A 16568-nucleotide genomic window follows, 5' to 3' on the forward strand; every position below is an offset into this window, starting at 1 on the left:
TTACATTTTTTTAGATTAAAATATATGAGCGAAGAAATCAAGAAGGACAATTATTCAGCAGATAGTATTCAAGCATTAGAAGGAATGGAGCACGTAAGAATGCGTCCATCGATGTATATTGGAGATGTAGGTGTTCGAGGACTGCATCATTTAGTTTATGAAGTGGTAGATAACTCTATTGATGAGGCAATGGGAGGCCATTGTGATACAATAATAGTTGATATAAATGAAGACGGATCTGTTTCTGTTGAAGATAATGGACGTGGTATTCCAGTAGGAATTCATAAAAAAGAAGGAGTTTCGGCTCTGGAAGTCGTAATGACTAAAATTGGTGCCGGAGGAAAATTTGATAAGGATTCTTATAAAGTTTCCGGAGGACTTCACGGTGTTGGGGTTTCAGTGGTAAATGCATTGTCGAATCACCTTATAGCAACAGTTCATAGCAGTGATGGTAATATATACCAACAAGAATACGAAAAAGGAAAAGCGCTTTATCCGGTAAAACAAATTGGAGAAACTACAAAAAGAGGAACAATTGTTACTTTTTATCCAGATGATTCGATTTTTACTCAGACAATTGAGTTTTCATACGATACTTTAGCGGCTCGTATGCGTGAATTGTCATACCTTAATAAAGGAATTACAATCACTTTTACTGATAAAAGAGAGGTCGATAAAGACGGAAATTTTGTTTCTGAAGTTTTTCATTCTGATGAAGGATTGAAAGAATACATTCGTTATTTGGATGGAAATCGTGAGCCAATTATTGCACACGTTATTTCTATGGATAACGAAAAAGGAGAAATTCCGGTTGAGGTTGCCTTGATTTATAATACAAGTTATACCGAAAACATTTTTTCTTACGTAAACAATATCAATACACACGAAGGAGGAACGCACTTGCAAGGTTTTAGAACAGGTCTAACAAGATCTTTGAAGAAATATGCTGATGCATCTGGAATGTTAGATAAATTGAAATTTGATATTTCAGGAGATGACTTTCGTGAAGGACTTACGGCTATTATTTCGGTAAAAGTTGCTGAACCGCAATTTGAAGGACAAACGAAAACTAAACTTGGAAATAGAGAAGTAGTTTCACCGGTAAGTCAAGCGGTGAGTGAAATGATTGAAAATTATTTGGAAGAAAATCCAAATGACGCTCGTATTATTGTTCAAAAAGTTATTCTTGCGGCACAAGCCCGTCACGCAGCCAAAAAAGCGCGTGAAATGGTGCAACGTAAAACCGTAATGGGTGGCGGTGGATTACCAGGAAAACTTTCTGATTGTTCCGAGCAAGATCCTGCAAAATGTGAAGTATATCTTGTCGAGGGAGATTCGGCAGGTGGAACAGCTAAGCAAGGTCGTGACCGTGCATTTCAGGCTATTTTGCCATTGCGTGGTAAGATTTTGAACGTAGAAAAAGCAATGCATCACAAAGTTTTTGAAAACGAAGAGATTAGAAATATTTTTACTGCACTTGGAGTTACAATCGGAACTGCGGAGGATAGTAAAGCATTGAATATAGAAAAATTACGTTACCATAAAGTAATTATTATGTGTGATGCCGATGTCGATGGTAGTCATATTTCTACTTTGATTTTGACATTCTTCTTTAGATTTATGAAAGAATTAATCGAAGAAGGTCACGTATATATCGCTGCTCCTCCTTTGTATTTAGTTAAAAAAGGAAACAAGAAAGAATACGCATGGAATGACGTTCAACGTGATCAGGCAAATGAAAGAATGGGCGGAAGCGCAGGAATTCAACGTTATAAAGGTCTTGGAGAGATGAATGCGGAACAACTTTGGGAAACAACAATGGATCCTGGTTTTAGAACGTTACGTCAGGTAACAATCGACAGTTTAGCCGAAGCGGATAGGGTTTTCTCTATGTTAATGGGTGATGAGGTGCCACCGAGAAGAGATTTTATTGAGAAAAATGCAGTATATGCTAAGATTGATGCGTAAACTAAGATTAATCGTTACTTTTTTTTTAGAATGAATTAATGATTAACTGAATTAAAAAATAACCAAATAACCAAATTAACAAATAATCGAATAAACTATAAAATATGAAAGTTACCATTATAGGAGCAGGAAATGTAGGTGCGACCTGTGCAGACGTAATTTCTTATAGAGGAATTGCGAGCGAAGTAGTATTATTGGACATCAGAGAAGGTTTTGCTGAAGGTAAAGCTTTGGATATTATGCAATGTGCTACAAATACAGGTTTTAATACTAAAGTGTCGGGTGTTACAAATGATTATTCAAAAACGGCAGGAAGTGATGTAGTAGTAATTACATCAGGAATCCCCAGAAAACCGGGAATGACACGTGAGGAATTAATAGGCATCAATGCAGGAATTGTAAAAACAGTTGCTGAAAATGTGTTGAAACATTCGCCAGATACCATTATTGTGGTAGTTTCTAATCCTATGGATACAATGACTTATTTAGCATTGAAATCTACTGGATTGCCAAAAAACAGAATCATTGGAATGGGTGGAGCGTTAGATAGTTCTCGTTTTAGAACGTATTTATCTTTGGCTTTAGACAAACCGGCAAATGACATTTCGGCAATGGTGATTGGTGGTCACGGTGATACAACTATGATTCCTTTAACTAGATTGGCTTCATATAATGGAATTCCGGTATCTCAATTTCTTTCAGAAGAAGCATTGAATAAAGTTGCTGCTGATACTATGGTTGGAGGAGCAACACTTACAGGACTTTTAGGAACTTCTGCTTGGTATGCTCCTGGAGCTTCAGTTGCTTTTTTAGTGGATAGTATATTGAATGACCAAAAGAAAATGATTGCTTGTTCTGTTTTTGTTGAAGGGGAATATGGCCAAAATGATATTTGCATAGGTGTTCCTTGTATCATTGGTAAAAATGGGGTAGAAGAAATTCTTGACATTAAACTAAATGACCAAGAGAAAGCATTATTTGCTAAAAGCGCTGATGCAGTTAGACAAATGAATGATGCATTAAAATCGATATTAGAATAATATTTTAATTATAAAATAGGGAAGACTGCATTATTGCAGTCTTTTTCATGAGATTAATCCATAATTAATTTGTTAATCTTAACCTAAATTATATATTTGCTCGGTTTAAAAAAATGATGTAATTCGAAATGTTGTTTTTTAGTAGTAAAAATCGATGTCAGGACTATGTTTTATTGGGATAAAACAAAAATAAATAAATAAAAATAATTAATTTTTAGTAATAATGCAGAATAAAGGACTTATTAAATTTTTCGCAATTCTATTTGCATTGGTGAGTATTTACCAACTTTCTTTCACTTTTGTTTCAAGCAAAGTAAAAAATGATGCAAAATCTTTTGCTGGTGGAAATCCTGAAAAAGAAGTTAAATATTTGGATTCCATTGGAAAAGAAAAAGTATTTAATCTTGGATTTACTGACTTTACTTTTAATGAAGTGAGTGACAAACAAATCAATAAAGGTCTTGACTTAGAAGGAGGTATTAATGTAACACTTCAAATTTCGGTTAAAGACATATTGAAAGGATTATCTAATAATTCTAAAAATCCAGTTTTCAATAAATCGTTAGCGGATGCCACTGCAAATTTAGAAGGGAATAAATCATATTTAGATAAATTTTTTGATGCTTTCGAAACTAATTCAAAAGGATCGGTAAAATTAGCTTCCCCAGATATTTTTGCAAATAGAAGTTTGCAAGGTGAAGGTGGTGTAGATTTTCAAATGACAGATGCGCAAGTACAAAAAGTAATCAAAAGAAAAGTTGATGAATCTGTAGAAAGTGCTTTTGGAGTATTAAGAAAACGTATCGATAAATTTGGAGTAACTCAACCTAATATTCAAAAATTAGGAGAATCTGGAAGAATTCTTGTAGAACTTCCTGGTGCTAAAGATGTAGATAGAATTAAAAAATTATTACAAAGTACCGCTCAATTAGAATTTTGGGAAACTTATAAAATTGAAGAGATAGGTAACTTTTTAATGGCAGCAAATGAGTCATTGAAAAAAACTGAAATCGCTAAGTCTGAAATTAAAACCGTTGCTAAAGATTCTTTGAGTGCTTTATTGACAGATGGGAAAGATTCAGCAGCGACAAAGAAAGGAAACAATCCTTTACTTGATAAAATGATTGGTCAAGGTGGTGGACCAGTTCTTGGTCTTTTCTCACCAAAAGATACTGCAGTTGTTAATGGATATTTGAAAAGAGCAGATATTAGAGTTTTATTAGCAGGAGATCAGCGTTATGCTAAATTTGTTTGGGGTATTCCTTCAGCAATTAAAGATGCAAAGGGAAAAGATGTTGATGCAGTAGAATTATATGCATTAAAAGGAAATAGAGATAACATTCCTGCAATGAGTGGTGGAGTTGTTACTGATGCAAAAGATACTTTTGATCAATCTGGAAAACCAGCTGTGTCTATGCAAATGAATAACCAAGGTGCAAAAGCTTGGGAAGAATTAACAGGTAGAGCATTTACTCAAAAAAGCAATATTGCTATTGTTCTGGATGATATTGTATATTCTGCGCCAGGGGTTTCTAGCGGGCCAATTGCTGGAGGTAGATCTGAAATTTCAGGAACTTTTGATGTTACACAAACTAAAGATTTAGCCAATGTTTTAAGAGCAGGTAAATTACCGGCTGCAGCAGATATTGTTCAATCAGAAGTGGTAGGACCATCCTTAGGTCAAGAAGCAATTGATCACGGTACAAATTCTGCACTTGTTGGATTATTATTGGTATCACTTTGGATGATTGTTTACTATGGTAAAGCAGGTTGGTATGCAAATATCGCTTTAGCAGTTAACTTATTATTCTTGTTTGGAATTCTTGCAAGTTTAGGTGCTGTTCTTACATTGCCAGGTATTGCGGGTATTGTATTGACAATGGGTACGGCAGTAGATGCTAATATCATTATTTATGAAAGAGCAAAAGAAGAATTACGTGCGGGTAAAACACTAGGTGAAGCTGTTGAAACTTCATACAGCTGGAAAGGGGCGATGCGTTCTATTGTAGATGCAAACGTTACGCATATTTTAATTGGAACTGTATTATTTATTTTTGGTTCAGGACCAATAAAAGGTTTTGCTACAACATTACTGATAGGTATTGTTACCTCTTTATTTACTTCTATATTTATCGCAAGAATTTTTATTGACAGAAATATAGCTGGAAAGAATGATTTAACTTTTGTTACAGGATTTTCTAAAAATTTCTTTACAAACTTTCATTTTGATTTCTTAGGTATTAAAAAGTGGACTTATGCTTTCTCTACAATCGTTGTTATTGTGAGTGTTATTTCATTATTTACAAATAAATTAGATCAAGGTGTAGATTTCGTGGGAGGAAGAACTTTCCAAGTTCGTTTTGAGAAGCCAGTAGTAGCAGAAGATGTAAAAGCCGAATTGACTAAAGTATTTGGTAGTGCTGAAGCAAAAATATTTGGTAACGATAATCAGTTGAAGATTACTACAAAATACAAAGTAGAAGAGCATGGAGTAAAAGCTGATGAAGAAGTAAATAGATTATTGTTTAATAGTTTAAAAAATCATTTTTCAGCAGGATTAACATACGATAGATTTGTGAAAACGTATGAAGGTAAAAAATTCGGTATTGTACAAGCATCAAAAGTTGGACCAACAGTAGCTGAGGATATTAAAACAAATGCTTATTGGGCTGTTCTTGGAGCTATGCTAATTGTATTTTTATACTTACTTATCAGTTTCAGAAAATGGCAATATGGTTTAGGTGCAATTGCAGCTGTTGCGCATGATGTTATTTTTGTTCTAGGAATTTATTCATTGTGTTACAAATTTATGCCATTTGGTATGGAGATAGACCAGCATTTTATCGCAGCTATTCTTACTGTAATTGGTTACTCTATGAATGATACCGTTATTGTATTTGATAGAGTTCGTGAATTCTTAGATGGAAAAACAAAGGGTACTTTTGCTGAAATTGTTAATAAATCGATTAATTCAACCATGTCAAGAACTATCAATACGTCATTAACTATGATTGGTGTCTTGTTTATCATGTTTATTTTTGGGGGTGAATCTATCAGAGGATTTATATTCGCAATGTTAGTTGGTATAATCGTAGGAACTTATTCTTCATTGTTTATTGCAACACCAGTATTGGTTGATACAATATCTAAAGAAGATAAAAAGTTAATCGAACAACATCATCAAGAAAGCTAAGATAGCTTTTACAGAGATTTTTATAAAAGAGATTCAACGTAAGTTGAGTCTCTTTTTTTTTAAACCAAAAGTGAGAATCTAAAGTTTTTATTTGTAATTTAATGATCAGGAAACATATCAGTCTTTAAAATAAATTTCATGTTAAAAAAAATATTTTTTATTTTAACTCTCGTCTTTACTTATCAAACATTTTTCGCTCAGTATAAAGGAAGTAAAATAATATTAGGTTTGGCTTATGGTATTGGAAATGAATTAAAAAACAGCGATTATACGTACACTAATAATTATTATAAACTACAAGTGTATTATGCCTTTAAAGATACAAAGAACTTTAGGTATGAGGTCTTGCTGCAGCCAGAACTAAACTTTGCAAAGCACGAGCTTTTGAACTTTTATTTTGTGAAGCCTAACGACCCTAATTATATTGAAAAAAGAGAACGATTTACCAAGTTGAAAAATATAAGAGAATATGTTTTTAATATAGGTTTTTTGATGCGAAAACCTGTTTTTAAAACGGCAAGTATTTATTTTTTAGGAAGTGTTGGTCCTATGTATACTGATACTGAAACAGAGCGGCTGTCAAAAGGATTTGCTTTTTCGGATGTATTGGCGGTAGGGTTCACTTTTAAAATCAATAGTGTAACAGTTGACATAAGGCCTAATTTTCGACATGTTTCTAACGCTGGATTACAAGATTCTAATTCGGGTTATAATACAAAAAATATAGAATTTGGATTTTCTTTTCCTTATTAAAAATTAAGGTAAAATTATACTTTTATACCACTTTCTTAGTTTGAAGTTGAAATTAATTACCTGGTATTGATATTATTATATCCTCGAAGTCAATAATATTTAAAAAAATAAATTTATAATTATTACTAATTTTATATATTTACTAAGCAATCCCAATATATTACCACTTTGTATTTAAAGTTATCTTAAAAATTTAAAGCGATGGAGAAATCTACTAAGTTGTTAATCTTTATGTATTTGCTTATTAATGTTAATCTTTTTGCTCGTGAAGTTAGTAATAAAGTAGAAATTAAAATTGAGACTACTACTGTTGCAACTAATTTAAATAACTCAAAATTCACCCCTGCAATTGATATTACCAGCAGTATTTTAAGAAATCTAAACAAATCCTCTGAATTTTTTAATATTGCCACTCCTCCGCCAACAGTTACTTCACCAATTTATTATTGTCAAAATAAAGTGGCTAATCCTTTAACAGCGACTCCTTCCGCGGGAGGAACTTTAAATTGGTATGGGACAAACGCAACAGGAGGAACGGCATCTTCAACAGCTCCGACTCCTTCAACAACTAGTGTAGGAACGACATCATATTATGTAAGTGAGACTGTAAGCGGTGTTGAAAGTACCCGCTCTAAGATTGATGTAATAGTTGTTGCTGATAATGGAGCTACTATTCTTAATTTTAGATGTGACCCTTCGCAGATTCCAATTTATTCTTTGGATTATTCTCCTCCAGCCACAATTAATAATTCGGTCCTTTTTGATTGGTCAAACAATCTACCCTTAATACCTGATAATTCTTATAATTATAGTTATTCTATTGAAGGTGGTCCATTAGTAAAAGGAAATACAGGAGTGTCACATTATTTAGTTCCGAATATGTTACCAGGACAATCGGCTACATTAACTTTAACGGCAGCAACACGCCCTTGTGCGCCTGCATTAACTTTAACTTGTACCGTGCCTTGTGGTACTTCAACAGTAACACCCAATTTCCCTGCAATTCCGCCGTTTTGCTCTGGAGATACCGCTCCTTTATTTGGGAATACATCACCAAACGGAATTACAGGAACTTGGGCGCCAGCAATAATAAACAATACGACTAGCGGGAGTTATGTTTTTACTCCAAACCCTACTTCCTTTCCTTGTGCCACGACACAAACGCTTGCTGTTACGATAACACCAAAAGCAACACCGAATTTCACAACCATTCCGGCAACTGTTTGTCAAAATGCGACAGCGCCAGTATTGCCATTAAATTCAAATAACACACCGGCTATATCAGGAACTTGGAGCCCTAGTACGGTCAATACTTCGATTCTGGGACCGGTTACTTATACTTTTACTCCAAATTCGGGGCAATGTGTTGTCGGACCGGCGACTACCAAAACAATAACTATTGAGCCAAATATTGCTCCTAATTTTGCTAATATAGCGCCTATTTGCTCTGGGAATCCAGCTCCTGTTTTTGGCACTACTTCGCCTAATGGGATCAACGGTACTTGGTCGCCTGCAACGATCAATACAACAGCCAGTGGGTCTTACATTTTTTCACCTGCTGCTGGTCAATGTGCTACTAAACAAACACTAAATGTTACAATTACTCCAAAAACAGTTCCTAACTTTCCAGCGATTGCCTCCTTTTGTGAAGGAAGTTCAGCGCCAATTTTAGATAATAACGTGGCTTCCCCTAATGGAGTATCAGGAACCTGGTCACCAGCGACAATTAATAATACGGCTAGCGGAAATTATGTGTTTACCCCTAATGCGAATCAATGTGCTACAACCCAAACATTAATCGTTACTGTTAATCCTCGTGTAAGCCCCGCTTTTAGTTCTTTTGCAATTTGTGCAGGAAGTGTTCCTCCTGTTTTGCCATTGACATCTCCTAATGGAGTTAAGGGGACTTGGTCACCTGCTGTAATTGATAATATGAATAACGGTTCGTACATTTTTACGCCAGATGCGAATCAATGCGCTATATCAAAAACTATAAGTGTTACCGTTACGCCTTCGAACACGCTCGTAAAAGTAGAGTGGACTGTTACGCAAGCTTTTGCTGAAAACCAAGTGGTAACTATCACCGCTACTGCGCCAGGAGATTATTTATATCAACTGGATGATGGGCCGTTTCAAGAGAGCCCAGTTTTTGAATATGTGTCATATGGTACGCATGCGATTACGGTAAAAGATAAATTTGGTTGTAATGCTCCAATAACAAAATCTAATGTTTTAGTCATTAATTATCCTAAATATTTCACTCCAAATAATGATGGCATTAATGATAATTGGAATATTTTTTCTCTAGATTATTTATCAAATAGTAGAATTTTTATTTTTGATCGTTATGGTAAATTGCTAAAAGAAATTAGTACAAAAAGTTTAGGATGGGATGGAATGTATAACGGACATGCAATGCCCTCGAATGATTACTGGTTTAGCGTTGAATATGTCGAGAATGATATTTCCAAAATATTCAAATCCCATTTTTCCTTAAAAAGATAAATATCAAAAAACCTCAAAAGCATAACTTTTGAGGTTTTTGATATTCTAATGGTTGATGTTTTTTAGACAATGATAAAAAAAACACAACTTTATATTTGTTAAATTTAATTTCTTCTAAATTATATTTACAGGCTTTTCGGCGGTGAAAATAAAATAGAAACCAATTAATATAAACGGAATACTTAACCACTGTCCGGTAGATAGCAACCCTAAAGCGTTTTCAAATCCTCCTTGGCTTTCTTTTACTGATTCCACGACCATACGAACTGCAAATAATAGCACTAAAAATAATCCAAATAAAAATCCTGATTTTTTTCTAGCATCTGTTTTCCAATACAAGAAAAACAAAATAGCAAAAACAAAAATATAGCAAAACGCTTCATATAATTGCGCAGGATGCTTCGCAGGAACTTGTTCTAATAAAGTAGCAAATTTAGGATCGGTAGCAATAGCATGGTAAGCATCTTTTGGATTAGCTATTTGAGTTGCATTAACGGCATCATTGGGACTAAATTTATCTCGAAGGAAACGAATTCCAAAAGAAGAGGTTGTTTCTTTTCCGACAATTTCAGAATTGAAGAAATTACCTAATCGTACAAAAATAGCGCCACTGGCAACCGGTATTACGATTCGGTCTAGAATCCATAATTGTGGTCTTCTTAATATGTTTTTACTGTAAAAATACATGGCAATAATAATTGATATTGCTGCGCCATGACTTGCTAATCCTTGATAACCCGTAAATTCAAAATTTGGTGTAAAGCGAAAGGGTAGAAATATTTCAAGTAAATGATTGCGGAAATATTCCCAATCATAAAATAAAACGTGACCCAACCGCGCTCCAACTAAAGTAGCAAGAACAGTCCAAATAAATAAAGAGTCTAGTTTTTCTAATGATTCACTTTCGCGTTCAAATATATTCTTCATGATGTACCATCCTAATCCAAAGGCGATTACAAACATTAAACTGTAATATCTAATTACAAAAAAACCTAAATCAATTCCTTCTGATGGATTCCAAACTATATTTAAAGCATGTGTCATTTATTGTTGTTTTTTTAGTGCGTTGTAAAAATAAAGAATTAAAGTAAAATTCGTACCAATAAAAGGTTAATGTTCATGATTGCATTTTTTTTCCGGTACAGGATCGTAACCGCTTCTGCCCCAGGGATGACAACTCAAAATCCTTTTTATCCCTAAAAACCCACCTTGAAACAAACCATGTTTTTGTAATGCCTCTATCATATAGGACGAGCAAGTAGGTTCAAATCTACAGGCAGCAGGAGTAAAGGGTGAAATTGCATTTTGGTAAAATCGTACTAAAATGACAAAGGGTGTAATTAATTTCATGATCTAATTTTCTAATGGAAAAACTATCACAATTATATCGAGAACGTGGTTCCTTCTTTTCCATCTTTCAATTGAATTCCTAAAGCTATCAATTGATCCCGAATTTGATCAGACAGCGCAAAGTTTTTATTATCCCTAGCCTGTTTTCTCATTTCAATTAGCATATTTACTGTTCCTTCCAATTTGTCATTGTTAGTGTCTGAAATTTTTTCGTCTTCAAGACCTAAAACGTCATAAACAAAGGCTTCCATTGCTTTAGTAAATTTCTTTAAATCAGTTGCAGTCAACGTTTCTTTGCCTTCTTTTAACAAATTAATAAAGCGAACACCTTCAAATAATTGTGCAATCAAAATTGGAGTGTTAAAATCATCATTCATGGCGTTATAGCCAGATTGTTCCCAAGCTGCAATATCTAATGTGCTGCTAGAACTTGAACCTAATTCTTTCAATGATTCTATAGCATCCATCAATCTTTTATAACCTTTTTCGGCGGCAACAATAGCATCATCAGAAAAATCGAGGATGCTTCTGTAATGTGCTTGTAGCATAAAAAATCGAGCTACCGATGCAGAAAAAGCTTTGCTTAAAATGGTATTATCTCCCGTTAAAATTTCTCTTGGCAAAATATTATTTCCGGTAGATTTAGCCATCTTTTTACCATTCAACGTCAGCATATTGGTATGCATCCAATAGTTTACTGGGGTTTGACCGGTACAAGCCTCATTTTGTGCAATTTCACATTCGTGATGAGGAAATTTCAAATCCATTCCACCACCATGTATGTCAAAATGATTGCCTAAATATTTTGTGCTCATCGCAGTACATTCTAGATGCCAGCCCGGAAAACCATCGCTCCAAGGCGAAGGCCAACGCATGATATGTTGTGGCTCTGCTTTTTTCCAAAGCGCAAAATCCTGTGGATTCCTTTTGTCACTTTGTCCGTCAAGATCACGGGTATTAGCAAGCATATCTTCTATATTTCTGCCGCTTAATATACCGTAATGATTGGTTTTATTGAATTTTACCACATCAAAATACACTGAGCCATTGGCTTCATAACCAATTCCCTTGTCAACAATAGTTTTGATAATTTCTATTTGTTCAATAATATGTCCTGTAGCAGTAGGCTCAATACTTGGTGGTAAAAAATTGAAAGCATTCAAAATATCATGAAAATCGACCGTATATCGCTGCACCACCTCCATAGGTTCCAGCTGCTCTAAACGTGCTTTTTTCGCAATTTTATCCTCACCCTCATCAACATCATCCACAATATGACCCACATCTGTAATATTACGAACGTAACGTACTTTGTAATCCAAATGCAAAAAGTACCTGAATATCACATCAAATGACATAAATGTTCTCACATTTCCAAGGTGCACATTACTGTAAACCGTTGGTCCGCATACATACATTCCCACATTTCCTTCGTGAATAGGTGTGAAAGTTTCTTTTTCTCCCGAAAGAGAATTGTATATTTTTAGAGTCTGACTTTTATATAATGGCATTTGAGTGTTTTTTGGAGCTATTTCCCGCTGTACGCTATATCTTTTTATGGTCTCGTTCTTTGGAACGAGACCATAAAAAGGATGCCGCTTCCATCAGGGCTAGAGCTTATCGATACTAATGAAATTTATTTTATTTTAGAACTTCGTTTCTAATTTAATGTAATCCAAAAATTCTCTTCGAGTTACACTGTCTTTAAATTTTCCGCCAAACTCAGAGGTCACTGTGCTACTTTCAATATCACTAATTCCTCTTGAATTTACGCAAAGATGTTTTGCGTCAATTACACAAGCTACATCTTCAGTACCTAAAGCAATTTGCAATTCTTGAACAATTTGCATTGTTAAACGCTCTTGAACTTGAGGTCTTTTGGCATAATACTCCACAATTCGATTCATTTTTGAAAGACCAATAACTCTTCCATTAGAAATATAAGCAACATGAGCTCTTCCTATAATTGGTAATAAATGATGTTCGCAGGTAGAATAAACGATAATGTTTTTTTCAACTAACATTTCGCCGTATTTATAATTATTGTCGAATGTAGAAGCTTTTGGTTTTTTTGCAGGATTCAATCCTCCAAAAATTTCTTTTACAAACATTTTGGCTACACGGTTGGGCGTACCTTTCATGCTGTCATCCGTCAAATCCATTCCAAGTGTAATTAGAATATTTTCAACATCTTTTTTTATTTTTTCTATTTTTTCTTCATCAGAAATAGCAAAAGCATCTTCGCGTACCGGATTTTTTGCAGATAAACCAATGTGATTGTCTCCTATTTCGTCTTGAAATTCTTCGTTATTTATCATTAAAAGCAACTATTATAGTGGGTGTATATTTTTAAGGCGTAAAGATAATTAATAAAAATTAAAGAATTTCTATCGCTTTCACTATTTAATGATGACTTTAGGCTGATGAATGGGAATTTCAGTCCATAAATCAGCTTTAAAAACTAAAGGCAATAACTTTTTGGTTATTGCCTTTACTAAAGTATTTATGATTTTTAGATTGCTGGAATAATAAAACCAAGATTTTTTAACTCGCAATTATTGGGCGGCGATTAGTTTTTTTAATCGTATGGCATTATAAATTGGAATAGCTTCTTTTAAAACACGTACAGCACTTATTAGATCTTCTTTTTTTAATACATAAGCAATACGGACTTGATTTAAACCCATTCCTGGAGTCGAATAAAATCCTGCAGCGGGAGCTACCATAACGGTTTCGCCATTGAAATCATAACTTTCCAAAAGCCATTGTGCAAAAATATCGGCATTGTCAACAGGAAGTTGTGCAATGCAATAAAATGCCGCTTTTGGTTTAGTCACAATTACACCTTCTATTTTATTTAATTCAGCTATTAGGGTATCCCTGCGCTCTCTATATTCTGAAATTACTTCATCAAAGTAACTTTTTGGAGTGTCAATTGCCGCTTCACAGGCAATTTGTTCCACAGTTGGTGGACTCAATCGAGCTTGGGCAAATTTCATGGCAGTTGCCATTACTTCTTTATTTTTTGAAACAAGACATCCTATTCTTGCACCACACATACTATATCGTTTTGAAACAGAATCAACCATGATTACATGTTCTTCAAGCCCTGGAATATTCATTACAGAATAATGAGTGTCCCCATCATAAATGAATTCTCTATACACTTCATCAGCAATTAAAAAAATATCATATTTCTTTACTAGTGCTGCCAATTGCATGATTTCATCTTTTGAATACAAATAGCCTGTTGGATTCCCCGGATTGCAAATCAGTATAGCCTTTGTTTTAGGTGTAATTAACTTTTCAAATTCGGAAATGGACGGAAGAGCAAATCCGGTGTCAATAGTTGAAATTACAGGAACTACACTACCACCTGATGCCGTGGAAAAAGCACTGTAATTGGCGTAAAAAGGCTCAGGAATAATGATTTCATCTCCCTGATCCATAATAGTACCTAAGGCAAATAATAGCGCTTCTGAACCTCCGGTAGTAATTATAATATCTTCAAATTCTACGGCTACATTTTGTTGCTTGTAAAACTGGGATAATTTTCTTCTATAGCTTTCATTCCCTGCAGAATGACTGTATTCCAAAATAGTTAAATCAATATTTTTTATCGCATTAATGGCTATTTCAGGTGTTTTTATATCGGGTTGACCTATGTTCAGATGATATACTTTATGTCCTTTTTTCTTTGCTATATCAGCAAAAGGAGCCAATTTACGAATTGGTGATTCGGGCATATTCTTGCCTTTGTTGGATATTTTTGGCATGGTTCAATTATTGAAGTGCAAAATTGCATTTTTTTTTTGAAAATTTCTGTTAAACAGAATTGTAATTGTTGTGAATTCTATACAAATATTCAATATTTTGTGTAATTTTATAAAAATGATTTTAAATGAAAAAAGTATTTTTATTGTTTTTTCTTGCGGTTTGCATTGGACCTATTTTGGGCCAAGATGAATTTAAATTTACTAATAAAGGGGATAAAGTGAGTATTCCATTTAAATTCATTAATAATTTGATTTTTATTCCAATTAAAGTCAATGGTGTAGAATTAAATTTTTTATTGGATTCCGGTGTTGAAGAGACTATTTTGTTTAGTTTGGAAGAAAAAAAAGAAATTAGCTTTTTAAATGTTGAAAAAATTATTTTAAGAGGTTTAGGAAGCGAAGAGGCAATTGAAGGATTGAAATCGACCAATAATATCTTAGAAATTCAAGGGCTAAAATCTTCCAATCATTTATTATATATTGTTTTAGACCAAGAGTTTAATCTTTCTTCTCATGTTGGAATTCCTGTAAATGGAATTATTGGATATAACTTTTTTAAAAATAATCTGGTGGAAATCAATTACGAAAAAAAAAGAATCATTATTCATCGCGACATTGAAAAAAATAGAAAAAAAATAGAAAAAAAATTCACTAAGGTTCCTATCACGATAGAGAGAAATAAACCATACATAATAAATGGTGTAATGATTGATTCAGTAGAAGTTCCTGCAAAATTATTAATTGACATTGGTAGCAGTGATGCCCTTTGGCTTTTTGATAAAAAAGCGGAATGGATAAAAGTACCTCCTAAAAATTTCCAAGATTATCTAGGCAAAGGATTTAGTGGAGATGTGGAAGGAAAAAGAGCTCGGATTTTTAAATTTAAAATGGCTGAATTTGAATTTAAAAAACCTATTGTCGCTTTCCCTGATTCAATTTCAATAAAGAGTGTGAAAATGGTGCCTGGCCGAGTAGGTTCAGTAGGAGGTGAAATTTTGAGACGATTTACAATTATTCTCGATTATACTAATTCCCTGCTTTATTTAAAGAAAAACAAAGAATTTAATTCTCCTTTTAATTACAACAGAAGTGGAATTGAAATCCAGCAACAAGGAATGATATGGGTACAAGAAACGGTTTACCTGCAGACCGTTCCAGTTATAGTGGCGGAAAATCCTTTTAAAACAAAAACAGAAAAAAACAGTAATGAATTTAGATATAAATTTAATCTAAAGCCTATTTATTCAATTGCAAATGTGCGGAAAAATTCACCTGCTTCGGCCTTGGGTTTACAAAAAGGGGACCTAATTATCTCCATAAATGGAAATCCAACCTATAAGTATTCATTGCAGGAAATAAATGCGCTTATGAAATCAGAAAATGAAGTATGGATTGTGATGGAAATTGAAAGAGAAAGTAAAATTCTAAAATTCAGGTTTCAGTTGCAAGATGTTTTATAAAAAAAAGCGCTTTATGAAATTTTCATAAAGCGCTAATTAAAATATATATTGTGAATTTAATTGGCAATTACTTCTCCTTTTATTTTCAGAGCAACTCTTCCTTCGTCGTAATTAACAGCATTGGATTCTACAGTAATTGTTTTTCGAATTGGTCCTGCATTCATAGAATATTTAATCTCTATTTTTCCTTTTTTACCAGGCAGAATAGGATCTTTTGTACTCGATACTATGGTGCAATTTGAGGTGGACTGTATTGAGGTAATGATTAAAGGCGCATTTCCTGTATTGGTAAATTCAAAAACCCGGACACCATTATCATTAGCTTTTGAAACTTTTCCATAATCAATCGTATTATCATTTGCCGTAAAATCAATTTTAGGGCCAGATTGTGCAAAACCTACACTGCTTATTAAAAGGATTGCGATTAACGTAATTATTTTTTTCATTTTAAATTTTTTTAAAATCATTTGAGTAAATATACTTTGTTTTAATTAACGTACAAATATTTATTTCTCTTTTTATA

12 protein-coding genes are annotated in these 16568 nt (G+C 33.6%); 6 read left to right on the forward strand and 6 right to left on the reverse strand.

What is annotated here, in order from left to right; translation table 11 throughout:
• Positions 1-24: 24 nt before the first annotated feature.
• The 5 genes from gyrB (at position 25) to IWX84_RS10400 (ending at position 9459) form a co-directional block, all read left to right on the forward strand.
• Positions 25-1968, forward strand: coding sequence for a DNA topoisomerase (ATP-hydrolyzing) subunit B (gene gyrB, locus IWX84_RS10380; protein ID WP_196850680.1), 1944 nt, complete (start codon positions 25-27; stop codon positions 1966-1968).
• 104 nt (positions 1969-2072) lie between these two features.
• Positions 2073-3008, forward strand: a complete 936-nt coding sequence (mdh, locus tag IWX84_RS10385) for a malate dehydrogenase (protein ID WP_196850681.1) — start codon at positions 2073-2075, stop codon at positions 3006-3008.
• A 223-nt stretch (positions 3009-3231) separates the two neighbouring features.
• Positions 3232-6201: a protein translocase subunit SecDF gene (gene secDF, locus IWX84_RS10390; RefSeq protein WP_196850682.1), complete on the forward strand. Its 2970-nt coding sequence runs from the start codon at positions 3232-3234 to the stop codon at positions 6199-6201.
• 138 nt (positions 6202-6339) lie between these two features.
• Positions 6340-6954 (forward strand): acyloxyacyl hydrolase, encoded by a 615-nt coding sequence (locus IWX84_RS10395; RefSeq protein ID WP_196850683.1) that lies wholly within the window; start codon positions 6340-6342, stop codon positions 6952-6954.
• A gap of 201 nt (positions 6955-7155) precedes the next feature.
• The gene (locus IWX84_RS10400; protein WP_196850684.1) at positions 7156-9459 is read left to right on the forward strand and encodes a T9SS type B sorting domain-containing protein; all 2304 of its coding nucleotides are present in this window, start codon (positions 7156-7158) and stop codon (positions 9457-9459) included.
• Between the two features lie 114 nt (positions 9460-9573).
• Here IWX84_RS10400 and lgt read toward each other — a convergent pair whose 3' ends face one another.
• The 5 genes from lgt to IWX84_RS10425 form a co-directional block, all read right to left on the reverse strand.
• Entirely contained in the window at positions 9574-10503 is a 930-nt protein-coding gene (lgt, locus tag IWX84_RS10405) for a prolipoprotein diacylglyceryl transferase (protein WP_196850685.1), read from the reverse strand.
• A gap of 66 nt (positions 10504-10569) precedes the next feature.
• Positions 10570-10809: a membrane protein insertion efficiency factor YidD gene (gene yidD, locus IWX84_RS10410; protein ID WP_196850686.1), complete on the reverse strand. Its 240-nt coding sequence runs from the start codon at positions 10807-10809 to the stop codon at positions 10570-10572.
• Between the two features lie 32 nt (positions 10810-10841).
• Positions 10842-12320, reverse strand: a complete 1479-nt coding sequence (gene cysS, locus IWX84_RS10415; protein ID WP_196850687.1) for a cysteine--tRNA ligase — start codon at positions 12318-12320, stop codon at positions 10842-10844.
• Between the two features lie 135 nt (positions 12321-12455).
• Positions 12456-13127, reverse strand: coding sequence for a GTP cyclohydrolase I FolE (folE, locus tag IWX84_RS10420; protein ID WP_196850688.1), 672 nt, complete (start codon positions 13125-13127; stop codon positions 12456-12458).
• A gap of 237 nt (positions 13128-13364) precedes the next feature.
• Positions 13365-14585, reverse strand: a complete 1221-nt coding sequence (locus tag IWX84_RS10425) for a pyridoxal phosphate-dependent aminotransferase (protein ID WP_196850689.1) — start codon at positions 14583-14585, stop codon at positions 13365-13367.
• Positions 14586-14710: 125 nt separating this feature from the next.
• Here IWX84_RS10425 and IWX84_RS10430 point away from each other — a divergent pair, with 125 nt between their 5' ends.
• Positions 14711-16045, forward strand: a complete 1335-nt coding sequence (locus IWX84_RS10430; protein ID WP_196850690.1) for a PDZ domain-containing protein — start codon at positions 14711-14713, stop codon at positions 16043-16045.
• Positions 16046-16101: 56 nt separating this feature from the next.
• Here IWX84_RS10430 and IWX84_RS10435 read toward each other — a convergent pair whose 3' ends face one another.
• Complete coding sequence (locus tag IWX84_RS10435) at positions 16102-16491, reverse strand: DUF1573 domain-containing protein (RefSeq protein ID WP_196850691.1); 390 nt, start codon at positions 16489-16491, stop codon at positions 16102-16104.
• Positions 16492-16568: the final 77 nt, after the last annotated feature.

This window comes from Flavobacterium sp. CG_9.10 (genome assembly GCF_015752245.1).
GTDB lineage: Bacteria > Bacteroidota > Bacteroidia > Flavobacteriales > Flavobacteriaceae > Flavobacterium.

Coding starts and splice junctions, on each gene's coding strand:
- gyrB (WP_196850680.1), top strand. CDS start 25: ATGAGCGAAGAAATCAAGAAGGACAATTATTCAGCAGATAGTATTCAA.
- mdh (WP_196850681.1), top strand. CDS start 2,073: ATGAAAGTTACCATTATAGGAGCAGGAAATGTAGGTGCGACCTGTGCA.
- secDF (WP_196850682.1), top strand. CDS start 3,232: ATGCAGAATAAAGGACTTATTAAATTTTTCGCAATTCTATTTGCATTG.
- IWX84_RS10395 (WP_196850683.1), top strand. CDS start 6,340: ATGTTAAAAAAAATATTTTTTATTTTAACTCTCGTCTTTACTTATCAA.
- IWX84_RS10400 (WP_196850684.1), top strand. CDS start 7,156: ATGGAGAAATCTACTAAGTTGTTAATCTTTATGTATTTGCTTATTAAT.
- lgt (WP_196850685.1), bottom strand. CDS start 10,503: ATGACACATGCTTTAAATATAGTTTGGAATCCATCAGAAGGAATTGAT.
- yidD (WP_196850686.1), bottom strand. CDS start 10,809: ATGAAATTAATTACACCCTTTGTCATTTTAGTACGATTTTACCAAAAT.
- cysS (WP_196850687.1), bottom strand. CDS start 12,320: ATGCCATTATATAAAAGTCAGACTCTAAAAATATACAATTCTCTTTCG.
- folE (WP_196850688.1), bottom strand. CDS start 13,127: ATGATAAATAACGAAGAATTTCAAGACGAAATAGGAGACAATCACATT.
- IWX84_RS10425 (WP_196850689.1), bottom strand. CDS start 14,585: ATGCCAAAAATATCCAACAAAGGCAAGAATATGCCCGAATCACCAATT.
- IWX84_RS10430 (WP_196850690.1), top strand. CDS start 14,711: ATGAAAAAAGTATTTTTATTGTTTTTTCTTGCGGTTTGCATTGGACCT.
- IWX84_RS10435 (WP_196850691.1), bottom strand. CDS start 16,491: ATGAAAAAAATAATTACGTTAATCGCAATCCTTTTAATAAGCAGTGTA.